19 protein-coding genes are annotated in these 18277 nt (G+C 66.8%); 5 read left to right on the top strand and 14 right to left on the bottom strand.

Annotation, left to right across the window (positions count from 1 at the left end):
* Positions 1 to 229: 229 nt before the first annotated feature.
* The 4 genes from AC07NX_RS23960 to AC07NX_RS23945 all read right to left on the bottom strand — a co-directional run bounded on the left by AC07NX_RS23960 (position 230) and on the right by AC07NX_RS23945 (position 4471).
* Entirely contained in the window at positions 230 to 1453 is a 1224-nt protein-coding gene (locus AC07NX_RS23960; RefSeq protein WP_494645355.1) for a multidrug effflux MFS transporter, read from the bottom strand.
* A 157-nt stretch (positions 1454 to 1610) separates the two neighbouring features.
* Positions 1611 to 2495, bottom strand: a complete 885-nt coding sequence (locus AC07NX_RS23955) for a hypothetical protein (RefSeq protein WP_494645351.1) — start codon at positions 2493 to 2495, stop codon at positions 1611 to 1613.
* Positions 2495 to 3247, bottom strand: coding sequence for a hypothetical protein (locus AC07NX_RS23950; protein ID WP_494645349.1), 753 nt, complete (start codon positions 3245 to 3247; stop codon positions 2495 to 2497). Before AC07NX_RS23950 ends, AC07NX_RS23955 begins: the two co-directional genes overlap by 1 nt.
* Before the next feature lie 63 nt (positions 3248 to 3310).
* Positions 3311 to 4471, bottom strand: coding sequence for a DegT/DnrJ/EryC1/StrS family aminotransferase (locus tag AC07NX_RS23945; protein ID WP_494645347.1), 1161 nt, complete (start codon positions 4469 to 4471; stop codon positions 3311 to 3313).
* A gap of 160 nt (positions 4472 to 4631) precedes the next feature.
* Between AC07NX_RS23945 and AC07NX_RS23940 the strand changes: the two genes are divergently transcribed.
* Positions 4632 to 5627, top strand: a complete 996-nt coding sequence (locus tag AC07NX_RS23940) for a mechanosensitive ion channel family protein (protein WP_494645345.1) — start codon at positions 4632 to 4634, stop codon at positions 5625 to 5627.
* Here AC07NX_RS23940 and AC07NX_RS23935 read toward each other — a convergent pair.
* The 7 genes from AC07NX_RS23935 to AC07NX_RS23905 form a co-directional block, all read right to left on the bottom strand.
* Entirely contained in the window at positions 5545 to 6732 is a 1188-nt protein-coding gene (locus AC07NX_RS23935; protein WP_494645343.1) for a trans-sulfuration enzyme family protein, read from the bottom strand. The genes AC07NX_RS23940 and AC07NX_RS23935 overlap by 83 nt on opposite strands.
* A gap of 21 nt (positions 6733 to 6753) precedes the next feature.
* A complete protein-coding gene (locus tag AC07NX_RS23930; RefSeq protein WP_494645341.1) occupies positions 6754 to 7077 on the bottom strand; it encodes a type II toxin-antitoxin system RelE/ParE family toxin in 324 nt (107 codons plus the stop codon).
* Positions 7078 to 7341 carry a type II toxin-antitoxin system ParD family antitoxin gene (locus AC07NX_RS23925; RefSeq protein ID WP_494645339.1) on the bottom strand — a complete coding sequence of 88 codons (264 nt, stop codon included), beginning with the start codon at positions 7339 to 7341 and terminating at the stop codon, positions 7078 to 7080.
* Between the two features lie 56 nt (positions 7342 to 7397).
* Positions 7398 to 8798 carry a pyridoxal-phosphate dependent enzyme gene (locus tag AC07NX_RS23920; protein WP_494645337.1) on the bottom strand — a complete coding sequence of 467 codons (1401 nt, stop codon included), beginning with the start codon at positions 8796 to 8798 and terminating at the stop codon, positions 7398 to 7400.
* Positions 8799 to 8900: 102 nt separating this feature from the next.
* Positions 8901 to 9146, bottom strand: coding sequence for a hypothetical protein (locus AC07NX_RS23915; protein WP_494645335.1), 246 nt, complete (start codon positions 9144 to 9146; stop codon positions 8901 to 8903).
* 131 nt (positions 9147 to 9277) lie between these two features.
* Positions 9278 to 9931, bottom strand: a complete 654-nt coding sequence (gene fsa, locus AC07NX_RS23910; RefSeq protein ID WP_056754923.1) for a fructose-6-phosphate aldolase — start codon at positions 9929 to 9931, stop codon at positions 9278 to 9280.
* A 91-nt stretch (positions 9932 to 10022) separates the two neighbouring features.
* On the bottom strand, positions 10023 to 10559 hold the full coding sequence (locus AC07NX_RS23905; protein WP_494645333.1) for a D-glycero-alpha-D-manno-heptose-1,7-bisphosphate 7-phosphatase: 537 nt from the start codon (positions 10557 to 10559) through the stop codon (positions 10023 to 10025).
* A 120-nt stretch (positions 10560 to 10679) separates the two neighbouring features.
* On the opposite strand from AC07NX_RS23905, the gene AC07NX_RS23900 reads away from it, so the two are divergent.
* Positions 10680 to 11837, top strand: coding sequence for an AGE family epimerase/isomerase (locus AC07NX_RS23900; RefSeq protein ID WP_494645331.1), 1158 nt, complete (start codon positions 10680 to 10682; stop codon positions 11835 to 11837).
* 70 nt (positions 11838 to 11907) lie between these two features.
* Here the strand turns inward: AC07NX_RS23900 and AC07NX_RS23895 are convergent, their stop codons facing one another.
* Complete coding sequence (locus AC07NX_RS23895; protein WP_494645329.1) at positions 11908 to 12864, bottom strand: GDP-mannose 4,6-dehydratase; 957 nt, start codon at positions 12862 to 12864, stop codon at positions 11908 to 11910.
* Positions 12857 to 13834: a GDP-mannose 4,6-dehydratase gene (locus tag AC07NX_RS23890; RefSeq protein ID WP_494645327.1), complete on the bottom strand. Its 978-nt coding sequence runs from the start codon at positions 13832 to 13834 to the stop codon at positions 12857 to 12859. The genes AC07NX_RS23895 and AC07NX_RS23890 overlap by 8 nt, the downstream gene beginning before the upstream one ends.
* A 219-nt stretch (positions 13835 to 14053) precedes the next feature.
* Between AC07NX_RS23890 and AC07NX_RS23885 the strand changes: the two genes are divergently transcribed.
* The 3 genes from AC07NX_RS23885 to AC07NX_RS23875 all read left to right on the top strand — a co-directional run bounded on the left by AC07NX_RS23885 (position 14054) and on the right by AC07NX_RS23875 (position 17433).
* Entirely contained in the window at positions 14054 to 14542 is a 489-nt protein-coding gene (locus tag AC07NX_RS23885) for a hypothetical protein (protein ID WP_494645325.1), read from the top strand.
* Positions 14542 to 16563: a glycosyltransferase gene (locus tag AC07NX_RS23880; protein WP_494645323.1), complete on the top strand. Its 2022-nt coding sequence runs from the start codon at positions 14542 to 14544 to the stop codon at positions 16561 to 16563. The genes AC07NX_RS23885 and AC07NX_RS23880 overlap by 1 nt, the downstream gene beginning before the upstream one ends.
* 72 nt (positions 16564 to 16635) lie before the next feature.
* Positions 16636 to 17433: an FkbM family methyltransferase gene (locus AC07NX_RS23875; RefSeq protein ID WP_494645321.1), complete on the top strand. Its 798-nt coding sequence runs from the start codon at positions 16636 to 16638 to the stop codon at positions 17431 to 17433.
* Positions 17434 to 17455: 22 nt separating this feature from the next.
* Here the strand turns inward: AC07NX_RS23875 and AC07NX_RS23870 are convergent, their stop codons facing one another.
* Entirely contained in the window at positions 17456 to 18007 is a 552-nt protein-coding gene (locus AC07NX_RS23870) for an NUDIX hydrolase (protein ID WP_494645319.1), read from the bottom strand.
* Positions 18008 to 18277: the final 270 nt, after the last annotated feature.

Below are 18277 nucleotides of genomic sequence, written 5' to 3'. Positions count from 1 at the left end.
GGGCCAAATCTGCTTCCACAGCGGCGACGAAGCCGACTTCATCGCCCGCCGGGAGACTTCTTCAACGGCCTGCTAGGGCAAGCCGCGCGATACGGGAATCGCGACCTTTGCGGAAAGCCGGCGTCCACTTTCTCGCACGCGCCCAAGCCAGGAGGTTTCCGGGATCCAGAAAGACTGGGCGGCCGCCCCGGCCTGGACAAGCGCTACGCGCTTTCCGGAACGACAAAGATTAGTGGATCCCCGCCCCTTCAGCCGGCGCAACGCCTGTCCCGGCGTGGAACATCCGCCCCTTCTCGGTGATCAGCACGGCCAGCAGGCCCGCGACGCCGAACCCCGCGAAGCCCAGGGTCAGGGGCACGGTCGTGCCGTCGAACAGCTGGCCGATCCAGAAGCCGAACAGCGCCCCGCCGATGGTGGTGATAAAGCCCTGCACCGAGGCCGCCGTGCCGGCCAGGTGGCCCAGCGGCTCCATGGCGATCGAGCCGAAGTTCGACATCACCAGGCCGAAGCAGAACATCATCCCGGCCTGCAGCAGCGAGAAGGTCCACAGGGTCTCATGACCGCTCAGGGCCACCAGGGCGTGAACCACCGCGAAGGCGATGTAGCCGAACAGCGCGACGTGCGAGACCAGCCGCATGCCCAGGCGCCCGACGATGCGGGAATTGAGCAACGACGAGACCGCGATCCCGCCGGCGATCCCGGCGAAGATCAGGGGGAACGACCGCCCCGCCCCGAGGACGTCGACGAACACCTGCTGGGCCGAGTTGAGAAAGCCGAACAGCCCGCCCAGAACCAGGGTGGCGGCCAGGGTGTAGCCGACCGCGATCCGGTTGGTCAGGCACTCCTTGAACGCCGCCAGCACCGGCGTGACCTCCAGGGGCACGCGGTCTTCCGGATGCAGGGTCTCAGGCAGCTTGATCCACGACCAGGCGATCACCGCCAGGCCGAAGATCGACAGGACCCCGAACACCCAGGGCCAGGGCGCGACCAGCAGGATGGCCTGGCCCACGGACGGGGCGATGATCGGCACGCCCAGGAAGACGATGAACGACAGCGACATCACCCGCGCCATCTGCCGGCCGCTGTAGCAGTCACGGACGATCGACACCGACAGCACCCGGGTGGCGGCGGCCCCGACCCCGCACAGGGCGCGGGCGACCAGCAGCATCTCGAACGAGGTGGCGAAGGCGCAGGCGGCGGCGAAGACCACGTAGAGCGACAGCCCCGCCAGCAGCACCGGTTTTCGGCCGTAGCGGTCCGCCAGCGGGCCGTAGGCGATCTGGGCCACGCCGAAGCCCAGCAGGTAGGCGGTCAGGATCCACTGGCGCTCGTTGGCGCTGGCCACGTTCAGGGCCTCGCCGATCTGCGGCATGGCCGGCAGCATCGAGTCGATGGCCAGGGCGTTGGTGGCCATCATCGCCGCGATCAGGGCGACGAACTGGCCAAAGCCCATGCCGGGATGGGGCCGAGCGGGGGCGGTGACGGAACTGGACGACATGGCGCTCTTCTTCACGGACCGGAACGCCGAAGCGCCGGCGGGCGCGAGACGCGTGGGCCGCGATATAGGGCAGGCTGGCCCGTCCACCAAACGAACCCTGACAGGCGGACCGTCAGGGCGCCATTTGGAACTGAATGCTCACCGTCTGGTCATCGCCGACCTTCGAAGCGCCCTCCTGGGACTGACCGACGCTGGCGATCCGCAGCAGGGGTTGCGAACCCGCTTGACCGGCTGGCGCGTTGCGCAGGGCCGCGAGATCGGGCTGGGCGGCGGTCAGGGCTTGGTGGAAGACCGCGGCTCGCTGCAGGGCCAGACTGGCCGCGCGCTGGCCCTCGGCGCTGGAGACGTCGAAATTGGTCTGGCTGACAACGTTGGCCACGGCCAACTTGGGCCCGCCGGATTCGCAGTTGGCGCCAGCCGACACGCCGTAGCCCAAGCAAGGCAGACGCCGCATCAGGATCTGGGCGACGTCGCCGGCAATCCGCTGGCCGTCAGGCGAAAGCGTGGCCGTACCCGCGACGAACAACTGATCGGCCCGGAAGTTGAGCGCACCACTCGATGGATCGCCAGCGACCGGCACATGGATGTCCCGCAGGTCGGCATCCAGCGACTGCATGAGCAACTTTTGGGCATCGGCCGCCGAAGCGGTCTGGGCCGAGGCCTTGGTCGGCGGCGAATAGGCGAAACAGCGGCGCTCGCCCGCCGCGCCCTGCCCGGTCTCCGACAAGATCGCCTCGGGCACGCACAGCACTTGCGCCTTGTAGTCGATCTCGAGGTCGGCGGTCTTGGGCTGGAGGTTCGCGGCGGTCTGCAGCAGGGCCGCCGTCTCCGGATGCTTGGCGGTGGTCAGCTTGGCGGTGGTCGAGCGAAACTCGAAGGCGAAATAGCTGAGCATGATGATGAAGATGAAGATCACCCCCACCATCATGTCGGTCATCGAGACGTAGTAGCTTTCACCCTCTTCGACATCGACCGTACGGCCACGCTTGCGTCGCATCAAGCCACGCCCCCGGGCGCCGCGACCTTGCCCGCCAGGACCGCTTCGATACGGCCCAGCATCGCCAGTTGCTCCAGCATTACCTTTTCCGGCGGCGCAAAGCGGACGCAAGCGTCCAACAGCGCGAAGAAGTGAGCTTCCTGGACTTCGATGAGGTGACGCCGGCGCCGCGCGGCCAAGCGCAGGATGATCGAAGCCAGGACCCCGGCGATCGAGGTCCAGAACTTGGTGGCGGCGATCGTCAGCAGGTTGATCAGGGCGCCCTGCATGGCTGCGCCGCCGCCGGTCATGGCCGAGGTCGCCTCGGTCAAGGCCGCGACAATGCCCATGAAGGTGATGACCAGGCCGATGGCGACCATGATGTTGGCCCACCATTCCAGCGTGCGGGCTGGGGTGTCGGCCAGGTCGAAGGCGTCGGCGGCGTGGACGGAGGCCGCCAGACGCCCGTCTTCAGTCGGCGTCAGCTGGCTGCGATAGTGAGCCCAGCCGAGTTCGAGCACAGGGTGGGCCACGCCGCTCAACCGCTTGTCGATCGCTTCGAAGGCTTCGGCGAACGCCTTCTGGCGGTCTCCTCGGAAGTCGTCCAGCAGGTCGGCGCGACGACGCAGGTCGTCCATCAGCGGCACGTATTCGAAATGGCCCGACTGGAAGATCAGCGCGACGGCGAAGATCAGGATGGCCGCCGCCATCATCAGCGCGGCGCCGGGCATGCCGAACACCGCGACCACGAACGACGTTATCGGATCGTGCATCTGAACCTTCGAATCAACTTTGAAGCCACAATACCTCAGGGTGAGGCGTGAATGGGGCGCGGCTTAGCCGTTGAAGGCGCGTATGGCGTCGATGATGCGCTGCTGATCGGCTTGCGGCAGATACGGATGCATCGGCAGGGCCAGCACCGTCTCGGCCTTGGCCTCGGTCACCGGCAGGCCGCCGGCGCCGCGTGGGAAGCCAGCATAAGGAGCCTGCACGTGCATCGGGACGGGATAATAGACCGCCGTCGGGATCCCTTGCGTCTTCAGGTGGGCGGCCAGGCCGTCGCGGTCCTGGTGCTCGATCACATACTGGGCCCAGACCGACACGCCGCCGTCGATGACCTTGGGCGTGGCGATCACCGCGCCCTTCAGGCCCTCGGCGTAGCGGTCGGCCACGATCTGGCGCAGGCCGATCTCTTCAGGGAAGAGGGCCAGCTTCTCGATCAGGATCGCCGCCTGGATCGTATCCAGCCGCGAATTCATGCCGATGCGGGTGTTCAGGTACTTGGTGTCATGGTCGAACGTGCGACCGACCAGGTCCGGCGCCACGGCCTTGCCGTGCACCCGGAAGCTGTCCATCAGGTCCCAAAGCTCCTGGTCGTTGGTCAGGACCGCGCCGCCGTCGCCGTAGCAGCCCAGGGGCTTGGCCGGGAAGAAGCTGGTGGTGGCCACGTCCGCCCAGTGCAGCGGATGCTTGCCGCCCAGGGTGCAGCCGAAGCCCTGGGCGCTGTCGGCGACCAGCTTCAGGCCCTCGCGGTCGCAAATGGCCTTGAGGGCCGGATAGTCGGCGGGCTGGCCGAACAGGTCAACGGCGATCACCACCTTGGGGACCAGCTTGCCATCGGCCTTCACCCCGGCGATGGCCGTTTCCAGCCTGACGGGGTCCAGGTTGAAGGTGTCGGGCAGCACGTCGACGAACACCGGCGTCGCCCCGACCCACGGCACGACTTCCGGCGTGGCCGCGAAGGTGAAGGACGGGCAGAACACCGCGTCGCCGGGGCCCACGCCCCAGGCCATCAGCGGCAGGGCGATGGCGTCGGTGCCATTGGCGCAGGACAGGGCCAGCTTGGCCTGGCCGAACGCCGCCAGCCTGGTCTCGAACTCGCGGACCTGCGGGCCCATGACATAGGCGCCGCTGTCGAGGACCGCGGCGATCGCGGCGTCGATTTTCCCGCGGATCCGACGCTGCTGCGCGGCGAGGTCGATGAAGGACATGCTCATGGACGGCGCTCTTAGAGGCGGGACGGCCCGGATTCGAGCCAATTGATGTAACCGACTGTTTCCGAACGACGAAGCGATACCGGCGGCGGAACGCGCCTGGGCATGGTTCGTTGACGGGTCTGCGTTGACGGTTCGGGGCGGGGGCGCCATCGAGAGTTCCATGCAGACCAAGCCCAGCCTGATCCCCGCCGACACGTCCCTGCCCTCCCTCGCCAACGTGAAGGCCGACGAGACCATGTTCGGCCATTTCCTAGACTGGCTGGGCAAGCTGGCGGTGAACCTGGTGGTCGCCACCCTGATCCTGGTCGTCACCTTCTGGGTGGCCGGCTGGCTGGCGGGGATGTCCCGGCGAGCCCTGGGCCGGATGCACCGCAACAATCCCGACCCGACCCTGGAGAGCTTCGTCTCGTCCCTGGTGCGCTACGCGATCGTCGCCGTCGGTCTGGTGGCGGTGCTGCAGCAGCTGGGCGTCCAGGCCACCTCGATCATCGCCGTGCTGGGCGCGGCCTCGCTGGCCATCGGCCTGGCCCTGCAGGGCGCGCTGTCGAACGTGGCCGCCGGGGTGATGATCCTGCTGTTTAGGCCCTACAAGGTGGGCGACGTGATCGAGACCTCGACCCGCAACGGCACGGTCAAGTCGCTGGACCTGCTGTTCACCGAGATCGCCACCCCCGACAACGTCAAGGTGATGATCCCCAACAGCAAGGTGTTCGGCGACGTCATCCTCAACTACTCGACCCACCGCCACCGCCGGGCGGATGTGGTGTTCAAGGTGCCGCTGAAGACCGACCTGGTGACGGTGCTGCAGAAGATGCGCGAACGGGCCGAGGGCGATCCGCGGGTGCGCAAGGACCCCGCGCCGATGATCGAGGTGGTCGACCTCAGCGAAGCCTTCGCCCAGGCCGCCATCCGCGTCTGGACCGCCAAGGAGGACTACGGCCCGGTCAAGACCGACCTGATGCTGGCCGCCCATCTGTGGGCCGAGGATCCCGCCCGCGTCCTGCCTCCGCCGCGCCCGTCGAAGGCCCCGGACCCCTCGCCAGCCATGCCCGGCGACGCCGAGCATCACCTGTTCAGGCTGCCCCACCCCCGCCTAGGGCCTCGGAAAGGTCGGCAATCAGGTCCTCGCAGTCCTCGATCCCCACCGACAGCCTGATCAAGGTGTCGGAGATGCCCAGGGCGGCGCGCTGATCGGCCGGGATCGAGGCGTGGGTCATGATGGCCGGATGCTCGATCAGGCTCTCGACCCCGCCCAGGCTTTCCGCCAGGGTGAACAGGCGCGTGCGCTCCAGCATCCGCCGGGCGGCGTTCACGTCGCCCTTGAGCTCGACCGAGATGATCCCGCCGAAGCCGCCCTGCATCTGGCGCCGAGCCAGGTCGTGCTGCGGATGGCTGGGCAAGCCGGGATAGATCACCCGGGCCACGTCCTTGCGGGTCGACAGCCACCTGGCGATGGTCAGGGCGCTGTCGCAGGCCCGCTGCATGCGCAGGGCCAGGGTCTTGACGCCGCGCAGGGCCAGGAAGCTGTCGAACGGCCCCAGCACCGCGCCGACGGCGTTCTGCAGGAACTTCAGCTTCTCGGCGATCTCGGCGTTGTCGCCGACCACCGCCACCCCCGCCACCACGTCGGAGTGGCCGTTCAGGTACTTGGTGGCCGAATGCATGACGATGTCGAAGCCCAGCTCCAGCGGCCGCTGGACGAACGGGCTGGCGAAGGTGTTGTCGGCCACCGTGATCAGGCCGCGCCTCTTGGCCAGGGCGGCGATGCCGGCCAGGTCCGCCAGCCGCAGCATCGGATTGGTCGGCGTCTCGACCCAGATCATCTTCGTGGCCGGCGTGATCGCCGCCTCGATGGCCGCCAGGTCGCCCATGTCGACGAAGCTGAAGGTCAGGCCCGCCGAGCGCTTGCGCACCTTGTCGAACAGCCGGAACGAGCCGCCGTAGAGATCGTCGCTGGCGATCACGTGGGCGCCGCTGTCGAGGATCTCCAGGATCGTCGAGGCCGCCGCCAGGCCCGAGGCGAAGGCGAAGCCGGCCGCGCCGCTCTCCAGGTCGGCGATGCAGCGCTCGAAGGCGAAGCGGGTGGGGTTGTGGCTGCGGCTGTACTCGAAGCCCTTGTGCTCGCCGGGACTGGACTGGACATAGGTCGAGGTCGCGTAGATCGGCACCATCACCGCCCCCGTCGTGGGATCGGGGAACTGGCCGCCGTGGATCGTGCGGGTGGCGAAGGCCAGGCGGTTCTTGCCGGGGATGTCGGTCATGGCGATTGGCCTTTCATGCGGTCACGGACCGTCAGGCGACGGCAGGGTGCTCAAAATTTCGGGTAGGTCCTGAGAGCCGTGCAGAATGCGCATGATCACAGGCGGCTGGTGTCGGGAATTATAGACCAGGACATAGGGAAAGCCGGACAGGGCCGCGAAGCGGTAGATCTCATGAGCGATGTCCGGGCGCGTGACGCCTGTTCGCGGGTATTCGTCCAACCGGATCAGGGCCGCCTTCAGCCGTTCTCTAAACTGATAGCTCGCCTTGCGACTGTCCCGGGCGATCCAGGACGCGGCCGCCAGCATGTCGCGGCGCGCCGTGGCGGACAGCGTGGCGGGCGGCATCTACTCGGCGGCGTGGGTTTCGGCGGCTTCGATAATGGCGTCGATATCCGCCATGACCTCGTCGAGCGTGAACACCTCGCCCCGTGCGACCTCGGCCTCCACCTCGCTCAGCATCGCCATAAAGCTTTGCTTGCGCGTTTCCTGGTCCTGCAGCAGGCGAAGACCGGAGCTCACGACCTCGCTGACGTCAGCATAGCGACCGTCAGCGACGCAGCTCTTAACAAACGTTTCCAGGCCAGGCGGCAGCTTGACTTCAAGGGTCATCCAACCTTCTCCGATCCCCGCCCTAGAATGAACTCGGCGGAACATTCCCGCAACATCTAAGCGCTCATCCGCAGGTGGTTAATCAGGTCCACCCGCGTGATCACCCCGACGAACTCGTCGCCGTCGCAGACCAGGGCCACTTCGTCGCGGTCGAACACTTCCGGCAGGGCGTCGACGCCTTGCGTCGACTGCAGCGTGTTGACCGCCCGGGTCATGGCCTTGGCCACCGGGGTCTTGAACTTCGGCCCGCGGTCGTCGTCCGCCCCTTCGACGGCGGCCAGGATGTCGCTCTCGTCGAGAATGCCGACCAGCTTGCCGTGATCGACCACCGGCAGCTGGCTGATGTCGCTGCTGCGCATCCGGTTGTAGGCGGTCAGCAGGGTGTCGTCCGGCCCGATGGCCACCACCCCGCCGTCGGCGTAGCGCTTGGCGATCAGGTCGCGCAGGTCTCCGTGCAGCTCGCGCTGGTCGAAGCCGTGGGCGGCCAGCCACATGTCGTTGAACATCTTGGTCAGGTACTTGGCGCCGGTGTCGCAGACCAGGGTCACGACCCGCTTCGGCTCGGTCTGGGCCTGGCAGTATCGCAGGGCCGCCGCCAGCAGGGTGCCCGAGGACGAACCGGCCAGGACGCCTTCCTTGCGCAGCAGCAGGCGGGCGGTGTCGACACTCTCGCGGTCGCTGATCGAATAGGCCGTCTTGACGAAGTCCATCTGGGCGTTGGCCGGGATGAAGTCCTCGCCGATGCCCTCGACGATCCACGAGCCGGCCTCGCCATAGGTTCCGGTCACCACGTAGTCGCAGAGGATCGATCCGACCGGGTCCGCCAGCACCATCTCGGTCTTCGGAGAATGCTTGGTCATGAACCGGCCGATGCCGGTCAGGGTGCCGCCCGAGCCGACGCCGACCACCACCGCATCGATGTCGCCGTCCATCTGCTCGAAGATCTCGGGCGCCGTCGTGGTCTCGTGGGCCAGCGGATTGGCCGGGTTCTCGAACTGGTTGACATAGATCGCGCCCGGGATCGACTGGGCCAGGGTCTGGGCCATGTCCTGGTAGTATTCCGGGTGGCCCTTGCCGACGTCGCTGCGGGTCAGGCGGACGTCCACGCCCATGGCCCGCAGGTGCAGGATCTTCTCGCGCGCCATCTTGTCGGGGACGACCAGGATCAGCTTGTAACCCTTCAGCGTCGCCACCTGGGCCAGGCCCAGGCCCGTATTGCCGGCGGTGGCTTCGATGATCACGCCGCCCGGCTTGAGGCTGCCGTCGGCCTCGGCCGCCTCGATCATCGAGCGGGCGACGCGGTCCTTGATCGAGCCGCCGGGGTTCTGGTTCTCCAGCTTCAGGAACAGACGGCACGGACCGGTGTCGAGGTTGCGAACCTCGATCATCGGCGTGCGGCCGATCAGATCGAGTGCGGAACCGACGACCGGAGGAAGGGCGGATTTGGGGTCGTTCATGGCGCAACTCGGCGACAGAGAGAAATGATCTCCCTATCTAGGCCCGTTTCACGAAAGCGCAAACATCGTTACGCGAGCTTGGCCGCAAGCGCTCGCGCCGCCTCAGGCCCCGCAGGCGGCGAGCCGGTCCATCCGCCATTCGCGGGCGAACTTGCGGCCTATCCCGGCGTCCTCGAACACCACCTTGCGGCGCTCGCCCTCGTGCTCCGGCGCCAGGACGGGCTCGTTGTGGATCATCACGAACGGAAAGCCGTTGCGCGACAGGAAGGCCTGGACGAATCCCGAAAAGCGCAGGGCTTCCTCGGCGGAGGCGATGCAGATCTCGACGGCGATGTCGGCGGCGTTCATGGGCGCGCTCCCGGATGGTTGCCAGGACCCTAACGCACGAACTCGCAAATGCGAACCCAGTTCGCAGCTGCACAATAAAACGACCCCGGATGAAACCGGGGCCGCGCGATAATCAGGCTGACCTGACCGATCTAGAGGATCGATTGCCCGGTTCCGGCCCAATCCTTCAGGAACTGCTCCAGGCCCTTGTCGGTCAGCGGGTGCTTGAAGAGGTCGCCGAACACGGCCGGCGGGATGGTGACCACGTCGGCGCCGACGATCGCCGCGTCCTTGACGTGGGCGACGTTGCGCACCGAGGCCGCCAGGATCTCGGTCTCGTAGCCGTAGTTGTCGTAGATCGCGCGGATGTCGCGGATCAGGTCCATGCCGTCGAAGCCATAGTCGTCCAGACGGCCGATGAACGGCGAGACGTAGGTCGCGCCGGCCTTGGCGGCCAGCAGGGCCTGGGTCGGCGAGAAGCACAGGGTGACGTTGGTCGAGATGCCCTCGCCGGCGAAGGCCGCGCAGGCGATCAGGCCGTCGCGGGTCAGCGGGATCTTGACGACCACGTTCGGCGCGATCGCCGCCAGCTTCTTGCCCTCGGCGACCATCGCCTCGTGGGTGGTGGCGGCGACCTCGGCGCTGATCGGGCCCGGAACCAGGTCGCAGATCTCGGCGATCACCTCGAGCATCGGGCGGCCGGCCTTGGCGATCAGGGTCGGGTTGGTGGTCACCCCGTCCACCAGGCCGGTGGAGGCCAGGTCGGCGATGACCTTGGTGTCGGTGCTGTCGAGGAAGATCTGCATGGGTCTGGGCTTTTTCTTTGGGGGTTCAGGCTCGTTTATCCGCCCAGGCCGCCCGCGCCAAGCCGGGAAAGTCCCCCGCCAGGCAATCCCGTCAGTCGGCGCCGGGAAACCGCGCGCCGAGGCTTTCGCGCAGGAAGGCCAGCAGGTCGCCGCCCGGGAACCGCAGCCCCTCGACGCCGGCCCGGCGCGCGGCCTCGACGTCCGAGCCCTTGTCGCCGACCAGCACGGCCTCCTCGGGCGCCAGCGACCAGTCGGCCAGGCCGCGCAGGATCATGCCCGGATTGGGCTTGCGGTCGGGATGGTCGGGATGGCGATAGCGCGGGTCGATCGCGTCTTCGTGGTGGGGCGCGACATAGAAGGCGTCGATCCGCCCGCCCACTGGAGCCAGGCCCGCCTGCAAGGCGGCGTGGAACAGGTCGACCTGGGCCTCGGTGAAGTAGCCGCGGGCCACGCCCGACTGGTTGGTGACCACCAGCACCTTGACGCCGGCGGCGTTCAGCGCCGCCACCGCCTCCCGGGCCCCCTCGATCCAGTCCAGCCGCTCGGGCTCGCAGACATAGCCGTGGTCGAGGTTCAGCACCCCGTCGCGATCGAAGAAGACGGCTTTCAGCGGCGCTTTTCCGGACATGCCCCGCCTTACGCCAGGCCTTGCGGCGCGACAAGACGGAGGCGGGCTTGGCGAACCGTGGCGGGACGGCCTAGAACGGCGAACCTCCGGAACCGCCCTTCACCGCCCCAAGGACCGCAGATGACCGACGACTTCGCCCGCCTTGTCCGCCTGCGCGACGATCTCAAGGCCTGGGCCCTGGAGCACGCCTTTCCGATCTGGTGGGACGTCGGCGCCGACAGGATCAACGGCGGCTTCTTCGAGAAGATCGCCCTGGACGGCACGCCGGTCGAGGCGCCGCGCCGGGCCCGTGTGCAGCCCCGGCAGATCTATTCCTACGCGGTGGCCGGCCTGCTGGGCTGGGACGGCCCCTGGAAGCAGGCGCTGGAGCACGGCCTGGACTTCTATCTGAGCAAGTATCGCCGCCCCGACGGCTTCATGCGCACCCTGGTGGCCAGCGACGGCTCGCCCCTGGACGACAAGGTCGACCTCTACGACCAGGCCTTCGGCCTGTTCGGCCTGGCCATGGCCAGCTCGGTCCTGCCCGAACGCGCCGACCTGCCGGCCCTGGCGACCGGCCTGCGCGATGCGCTCTACGCCACACTCAAGCACCCCGTGGCCGGCTTCGAGGAAAGCGTCCCGCGCACCCTGCCGCTGCTGTCCAACCCGCACATGCACCTGTTCGAGGCCAGCCTGGCCTGGGTCGAGACCGGCCTGGACCACGACGGCGGCTGGCGCGCCATGGCCGACGAGATCGCGCGGCTCGCCCTGGCCAAGTTCATCGATCCCAAGAGCGGCGGCCTGCGCGAATACTATGACGGCGACTGGAATCCCGCGCCCGGCGTGGACGGCCGGATCGTCGAGCCGGGGCACCAGTTCGAATGGGCCTGGCTGCTGCTGCGCTGGGGCCAGCTGGCCGGCCGCGACGATGCGACCACCGCCGCCCTGCGAATGATCGAAATCGGCCAGGGCCCCGGCGTCGACCCGGCCCGCGGCGTGGCGATCTTCGCCCTGCTGGACGACATGAGCGTGCACGACGACATCGCCCGCCTGTGGGCCCAGACCGAACAGATCAAGGCGGGCGTCCTGGCCGCCCAGGTGACCGGGGACCCCCGCTGGTGGACCACCGCCGCCAACGGCGCCGAGGCCCTGCTTAAATATTTCGACGTGCCGGTGAAGGGCCTGTGGCGCGACAAGCTGCGGGCCGACGGGACCTTCGTCGAGGAAGCCGCGCCCGCCAGCTCATTCTACCACATCGTCTGCGCGATCCTGGAGCTGGACCGGGCGGTGGCCGCCTGATCCCAGGCCTGCCGCGGGGCGGCGCCGCCAAGGGCGCCCACCGCGGCGCGTGAACGCAAGCCGGCGGGGCTCAGGCGCCTTTCAGGAGGTTCGCCCGCTCGAACTGAAGAACGCGCTCAAGCGTGTCGAACACGTTGATCCGGGGCGTCCAGCCGACTTCGCGCCGCAACTTCGAGGAGTCGCCGGCGTAGGCCGTGGGTCCGCCGGCGCGCAGGCGCTTGGCGTCCACCTCGACCTCGATCGTCGTCTGGGTCATTTCGAGCATGCGCTGGAGAAGGTCGCCGATCCGCAAGGACTTGCCGGAAGCGACATTGAACACCGAGCCCGGCTTGAGCCGCTCGCGGTTCTCCAAGATCAACATGTAGGCGTCGACGACGTCGTCGACGTCCAGGAAATCGCGCTCGTCGTCCAGGCTGCCGACCTCCATCACCGCCGGGCGGCGGCCGGCCTCGATCTCGGCGATCTGGCGCGCGAAGGCTGGAACGACGAAGGCGTTGGATTGCCCCGGGCCGATATGGTTGAACGGCCGGGCGATCAGGGTCTTGAGGCCGCTCTCGGCGCTCTGGCGCGCCAGGATGTCGCCCGCCGCCTTGCTGGCGGCATAGGCGTTTGTCGGTTGCAGCAGCGCGCGCTCATTGATCGGCTCGCCGCTGTCGAAGCTGAGCCCGTAGACCTCGGCCGTGCTGACGTGGAGAATCCAGGCGTCGGGACTGTGCGCCCGCACCGCCTCGACGATATTGAGCAGGCCGCCGAGATTGACGTCCCAGGCGCGGCGAGGGTCGCGTACGGCCGCCGTGACCGCCGAAACGCCTGCCAGGTTGACGATGATGGTCGGGCGGATTTCCGACACGACCTGCTCAACCTGCGCCGCGTCGGTCACGTCCAGGCAATAGGCTTCAGAGCCCGTCTCCCGGGGCTCGACCACGCGCCACGAAGGCTGCCGAGTCGCCAGGGCCTCGATCAGGCGACGGCCGACGAAGCCGGCCGCGCCCGTGATGAGGAGCCGCTGATGGCCGGTATCAGGCATGCTGCCCCTTGAGACGATCGATATCGGCCTCGACCATTTCAACGATCATCTGCTCCAGGGTGACTTCCGGCTCCCAGCCGAACGCCGCCTTGGCCTTGGCCGGATCGCCGAGCAGGACGTCCACCTCGGCCGGCCGGAAGAACTCCGGATCGATCACCAAGTGCTCGTTGATGTCCAGACCCACATGGCCGAAGGCGATTTCGCACATGTCGCGGACAGTGGTGGTCCGGCCGGTGGCGATCACGTAGTCGTCGGCGGTTTCCTGCTGCAGCATCAGCCACATCGCGCGCACGTAGTCGCGGGCGTGACCCCAATCGCGCTTGGCCTCGATATTGCCAAGGCGAAGTTCCTTGGTCAGACCCAGCTTGATGCCGGCGACGGTGTGGGTGACCTTGCGCGTGACGAACTCCAGTCCGCGCAGCGGGGATTCGTGATTGAACAGGATTCCCGAGCTGGCGTGGAGGTTGAAGCTCTCGCGATAGTTCACGGTGATCCAGTGGCCGTAGAGCTTGGCCACGGCATAGGGCGACCGCGGATAGAAGGGCGTCTTCTCCGACTGGATCGGATGCTGCACCAGGCCGTACATCTCGGACGACGAGGCCTGGTAGAAGCGCGCATCCGGCGCGGCCAGGCGCACGGCTTCCAGCATGTTTGTGACACCCAAGGCCGTCACTTGGCCGGTCAGCAGCGGCTGATCCCAGGACGTGCCGACGAACGATTGCGCCGCGAGGTTGTACACCTCGTCGGGCTTCACCTTCTCCACCACGCGGATGAGGCTCGAAAGGTCCAGGAGATCGGCGTCGAGAATCTTGACGTCGGTGACGCCCAGCCACTTCAGACGGCTGTCGTGGATGCCGCCGCTGCTGATGCGGCGAGCGATGGCGAAAACCTCGTAGCCCTTCTGGAGCAGCAGCTGGGCCAGATAGGCCCCATCCTGTCCGGTGATGCCGGTAATAAGCGCGCGAGGCAAAGTTCCCCCCTGGGGTTGAATTAGCTTTCAGAGAGCCCCGGAGAGCCACCCGCGCCCAATCGCCGAACACCCTGAACGGCGCATGGACGGGAGAGCTTCATTAGCGTTCCCGCGCCCTCGGTCAACATCGCTCGACCATTTCGCCTGCGCATTCCGACAAAAAGCCGCCGCCCCGGGGGCCTGCGGCCTTGACGGCCAGCAAGGAAACGGACGATTGCCATGTCGATGGAGCTCGATCGATTGTCGACAACAGGATTGGGGGAAGCCGTGGATCTTGTGGCAACAGCGCGCGCGACAAAGCGCCGAGTACAGGGCCTGTCCGCCACGATGGGCAATTTCGACGGGCTTGTCGGTCCTGGCATGGCAGGCTGGCGCGCGCGCCCGGCGGGCTCGGCAGGTCGGATCAGGCTGCACTTCGGACCGCATTTCATCGCCGGGAGCACCGCCCATACGGAACGTCAGGACGTGGCCGAGCTGGGCTCCGAACTCGGGTTCGCGATCCCCCTCAAGATCATCGAGGAAAAACTAAAGGCCCTGGACGCCCAAGGCCACAGCGAGCCCCAAGCCTTCCAGGTCTTCGCGGACGAGGACCGCCCCCTGCCCGGCCCGAAAGGCGCGATCGAACCCGCGAAGTTCATCGGCGCGGCCGCCACGGCCTGCGCGATCAATCTGCTTGGCGCCGCCTATCATCAGGAGGACGAAGCCTGATGAGGTTCGTCGAGGACATCTACGCCCCCTTTGATTCTGACTCCGCCGCCGCCGAAGTGCCGCTGATTGAGTATCAGGAATACGCCTTCCGCCGCTTCAAGCTCGACCGGCAGTTCAACACCAACGTCGACATCGATCGCTTCAAGGCCCTGACCTGGTACATCGAAGGCTACAGCGTCCTTCGCAAACCTCTGCAAACCCCGTTTTCGGCCGCCCAAGTGCGGTGGCTGTTGAACAGCAGCAGCGGCTACATGTCGGAACGGTCGCTGCCGCGGATCGTCGAGCTCTTCTGGCGGCGGTCGTTGATCAAGAGCCTCAATCCCTACGAAAGCGCCGACGCCTACGCGAAGCTGGCTTACTGGTGGTCGGCGGAAATGGTGATGACGCTGGGCCTCAAGACCATGGTGCCCGAGGCGTTCGTCATCGCCCTGCGCGCGCCGGCGGCGGGACAGACCCATGCGGTTCCGCTCTGCGAGTTCATGCAGCAGCACCTGAGCCATAGCGAAGGCGTGCCTTGGGTCGCGAGTTCTGAAGCCGAGCGCCTGGCCTGCTACATCAAGGTTCTCTCCGAGCCCGAAGGCCTGCATTATTCCTTGTTCTTCCCCGACGCCGTCATGAACCTGCTCACGCAGCTCGAGGCGCCGGAGGGCGACGTTTCAGGACTGTTCCATCTCGACCTGAAGACCATGATCCCCCGGGTGAGACGCCGGGCTGAAAAGGCGATGGCCCACCGCGCCCAGCACCGGAAGATCCGCAGCGGGAACATGGACATCTCGGCGGCCAAGCTTGAGGCCGGCTGGGAAGCGCTGGAAAGCACGCCCGCGCCGCGCGGCAAGGTCGCGCCCAAGGTCTATCCCGCGCCCGCCACCTCGATCCTACCCTTCCCCGTCCGGGTGATCGGCCCGATCAATTCCCAGTCCGGCCTCGGCCAGGCCACGCGGATGAGCATCGACGCGCTGCACAGGGTCGGCATTCGTCCCGAACTGCTCGACTTCTATCTCGACAACCCCGCGCCGCGGCGAATGTTCTGGCCCGACACGCCGATCACGGACGACAGCCCGTTCGCGATCAATATCCTGCACCTCAACGCCGAAAGCGTGCCCCTGGCGGCTGCCTACCTGAAGCCACACCTGTTCAAGAACGCGTACAATCTCGGCTATGTCTTCTGGGAATTGCCTCAGCCGGCCCGCTGCCACGAACTGGCGATGAAGACGTTGGACGAGATCTGGACGTCATCGGAGTTCAACCGCGACACCTATTCTGCGGTCACGGCCAAGCCGGTCACCAAGGTCGGCATGGCGGTCGAAGCCTTGCCCGAACTCGGGCGCGCCGACCGCGCCGCCGTGCGGCGACGCTACGGCCTGTCGCCGACCGCGACCGTCTTCATGGCCACGTTCGACGGCTTCTCGTTCATCAAGCGCAAGAACCCCACGGCCTCGCTGCGCGCCTTTCTGAGCGCGTTCGGCGACAAGGGCGAGGACGTCGCGATGGTGCTCAAGACACACAATCTCTCCAAGGTGCTCGGCGAGACCAACGTGCAGGCCCTGATCAACGAGATCGTGACCCTAGCGGAGTCCGATCCGCGCATCATCATCATCGACGAGACCCTACCCTTCAACGAGTTGCTCGAGCTGAAGTCGGCGGCCGACTGCTATGTCTCGCTTCATCGCAGCGAAGGCTGGGGATTCGGCCTGATCGAAGCGATGCAGTTGGGCCTGCCGGTGATCGCCACGAGCTTCTCGGGCAATCTGGAGTTCTGCACGCCCGAGACGTCGCTCAATGTTGACTTCCATCGCAGCTATCTTGAGCAGAACGACTATATCTTTGTGCGCCCGGGGGATTATTGGGCCGAGCCGGACGTGCCCATGGCGGCGCGGTTCATGCGGCAGGTGCATGAGGATCCCGAAGCGGCCAAGGCCTTGGGCCTTCGCGCGCGCGCCTTCGTCGAAGCGCAGTTCAGTTTGGGGGCGGTGGGCGAACGTTACCTCAAGCGGCTCAGCGCCATCGCGGCCTCGCGCTAGAGCGCGGCCGCGCGACATCGAATATCAGTTGAACCCCATCCGCCTCCCGGATGGTCATGCGCGGAGATCGCTTTGAGCCTCGAAATCTCGGACCTCATGATCGGCCAAGTCGGGTCGCTGCAGCTTTGCGCTCCAAACCAGTCTTTCATCGCCCACTATCTGCGAGCTCGCGCCGACTACGAGCCGCACGTCGCCAAGCACCTTTTCGGCGCGCTCAAGCCCGGCAGCGTGTTCGTCGATGTCGGCGCGAACGTCGGCTACTATTCCATTCGAGCCGCGGAGATCGTCGGTCCGACGGGGCGGATCATTTCGATCGAGCCGGACGGCCTGAACGCCCGCTGCCTGGTCAAGAGCCGGGCGCTCAATGGCCTGAACAACATGGAGATCTGGCCGGTCGCCGCGTCGGAAACGATGGCGCCAGAGGCCTTGCTGGTCGATGCAGCCTCCAACTCCGGCACGCGTGACCTGAGCCGCGTGATCGAGACGGACTACCAGATCACCCTGGGCCTGCCGCTCGACACCATCCTGGCTCGCCAGCCCCGCATCGACGTGATCAAGGCCGATATCGAGGGCCGCGAATACCGCGCGATGCGCGGCGGCGTCCGCACCCTGATGGAACACCGTCCGCTCGTGTTCTCGGAATTCAACCCCGACGCCATGCCGGGCGTGGCCAATAACACCGGTGCGCAGTTCCTCGAGTTCATGTTCGCGCTCGGATACAAGGTCAGCGTCATGCCTATCGACGAAAGCGCGCTGCAGGACTACGGCCGCGACATCGCCAGGGTGCTGGCGGCGGTCGACTCCGAAATGCTGGCCTCCCGGGGCATGCGCCACCTCGACCTGCTCTTCGAGCCTCACGACCAGGGCTGATCGTCAAGCCCCGGTCCCCGCGTCAGGCCGGGGCGGTCAGCAAGCCCAACCGGTCCAGGCCCAGCATCAGCAGGCCGATATGAGCCGCGTTGACGAACTGGCCGGACCGAACCATCTCCAGGCACTGGCTCACGCTTACGCGCAGCACCTCGATCTCTTCGCCGTGATCCAGGTTGCGCGCGCCCACATCGACCGCGCCTTCGGCGATGACTAGGTGCAGACGATTGCGAAACTTGGCCGGGTCCACCGAGAGCGGCGCCGCGAGGGTCACCTCGGTCGCCACGAAGCCGGTTTCCTCTCGCAGTTCACGCAAACCGGCGCTGGCGATGTCCGCGTCGACCCGGTCGACCATGCCGCCGGGGAGCTCGACCGCCATGTCGCCGAGACCGTGCCGATATTGGCGAACCAGGATGATTTCGCGCTCGGCCGTCACCGCCAGGACGTGCACGAAGTCCGGGTATTCGAGGATGTAGTAGGGCTTGACCTCGACGCCCGACGCCGTGACGCAGTCATCGGCTCGAACGCAGATCCACCGATCCTTGACGACGTATCGCGACGCCTTGACAGACCACATTCGGCAACCTCGAACAGACCGCGTCCTTGAAATCGATCCGGTCAAGATCGCCCCGCGAGAAGTTCGAGTAAATGCATGGCCTTTCGACGCTTTGCAATACCGTCAACCCGGTCGTCGCGGAACGTTGGCGAACGCTTTGAAAGGAACGCGGGCGGGCTTAACGAGGGTGGACAATCGACCAAGGGTGCAGCATGTAAACCCCTCGTCACGGCGACTTGGGGCCTTCTTTGGGCGACGTTGAGACGGACTGGGGTGGGGAGCGCAAGCGCG

The sequence above is a fragment of the Caulobacter sp. GW821-FHT09A05 genome, from assembly GCF_059418465.1.
Note: the sequence above shows the minus strand (reverse complement) of the source record. Positions and strands in the feature narration are given on the sequence as shown.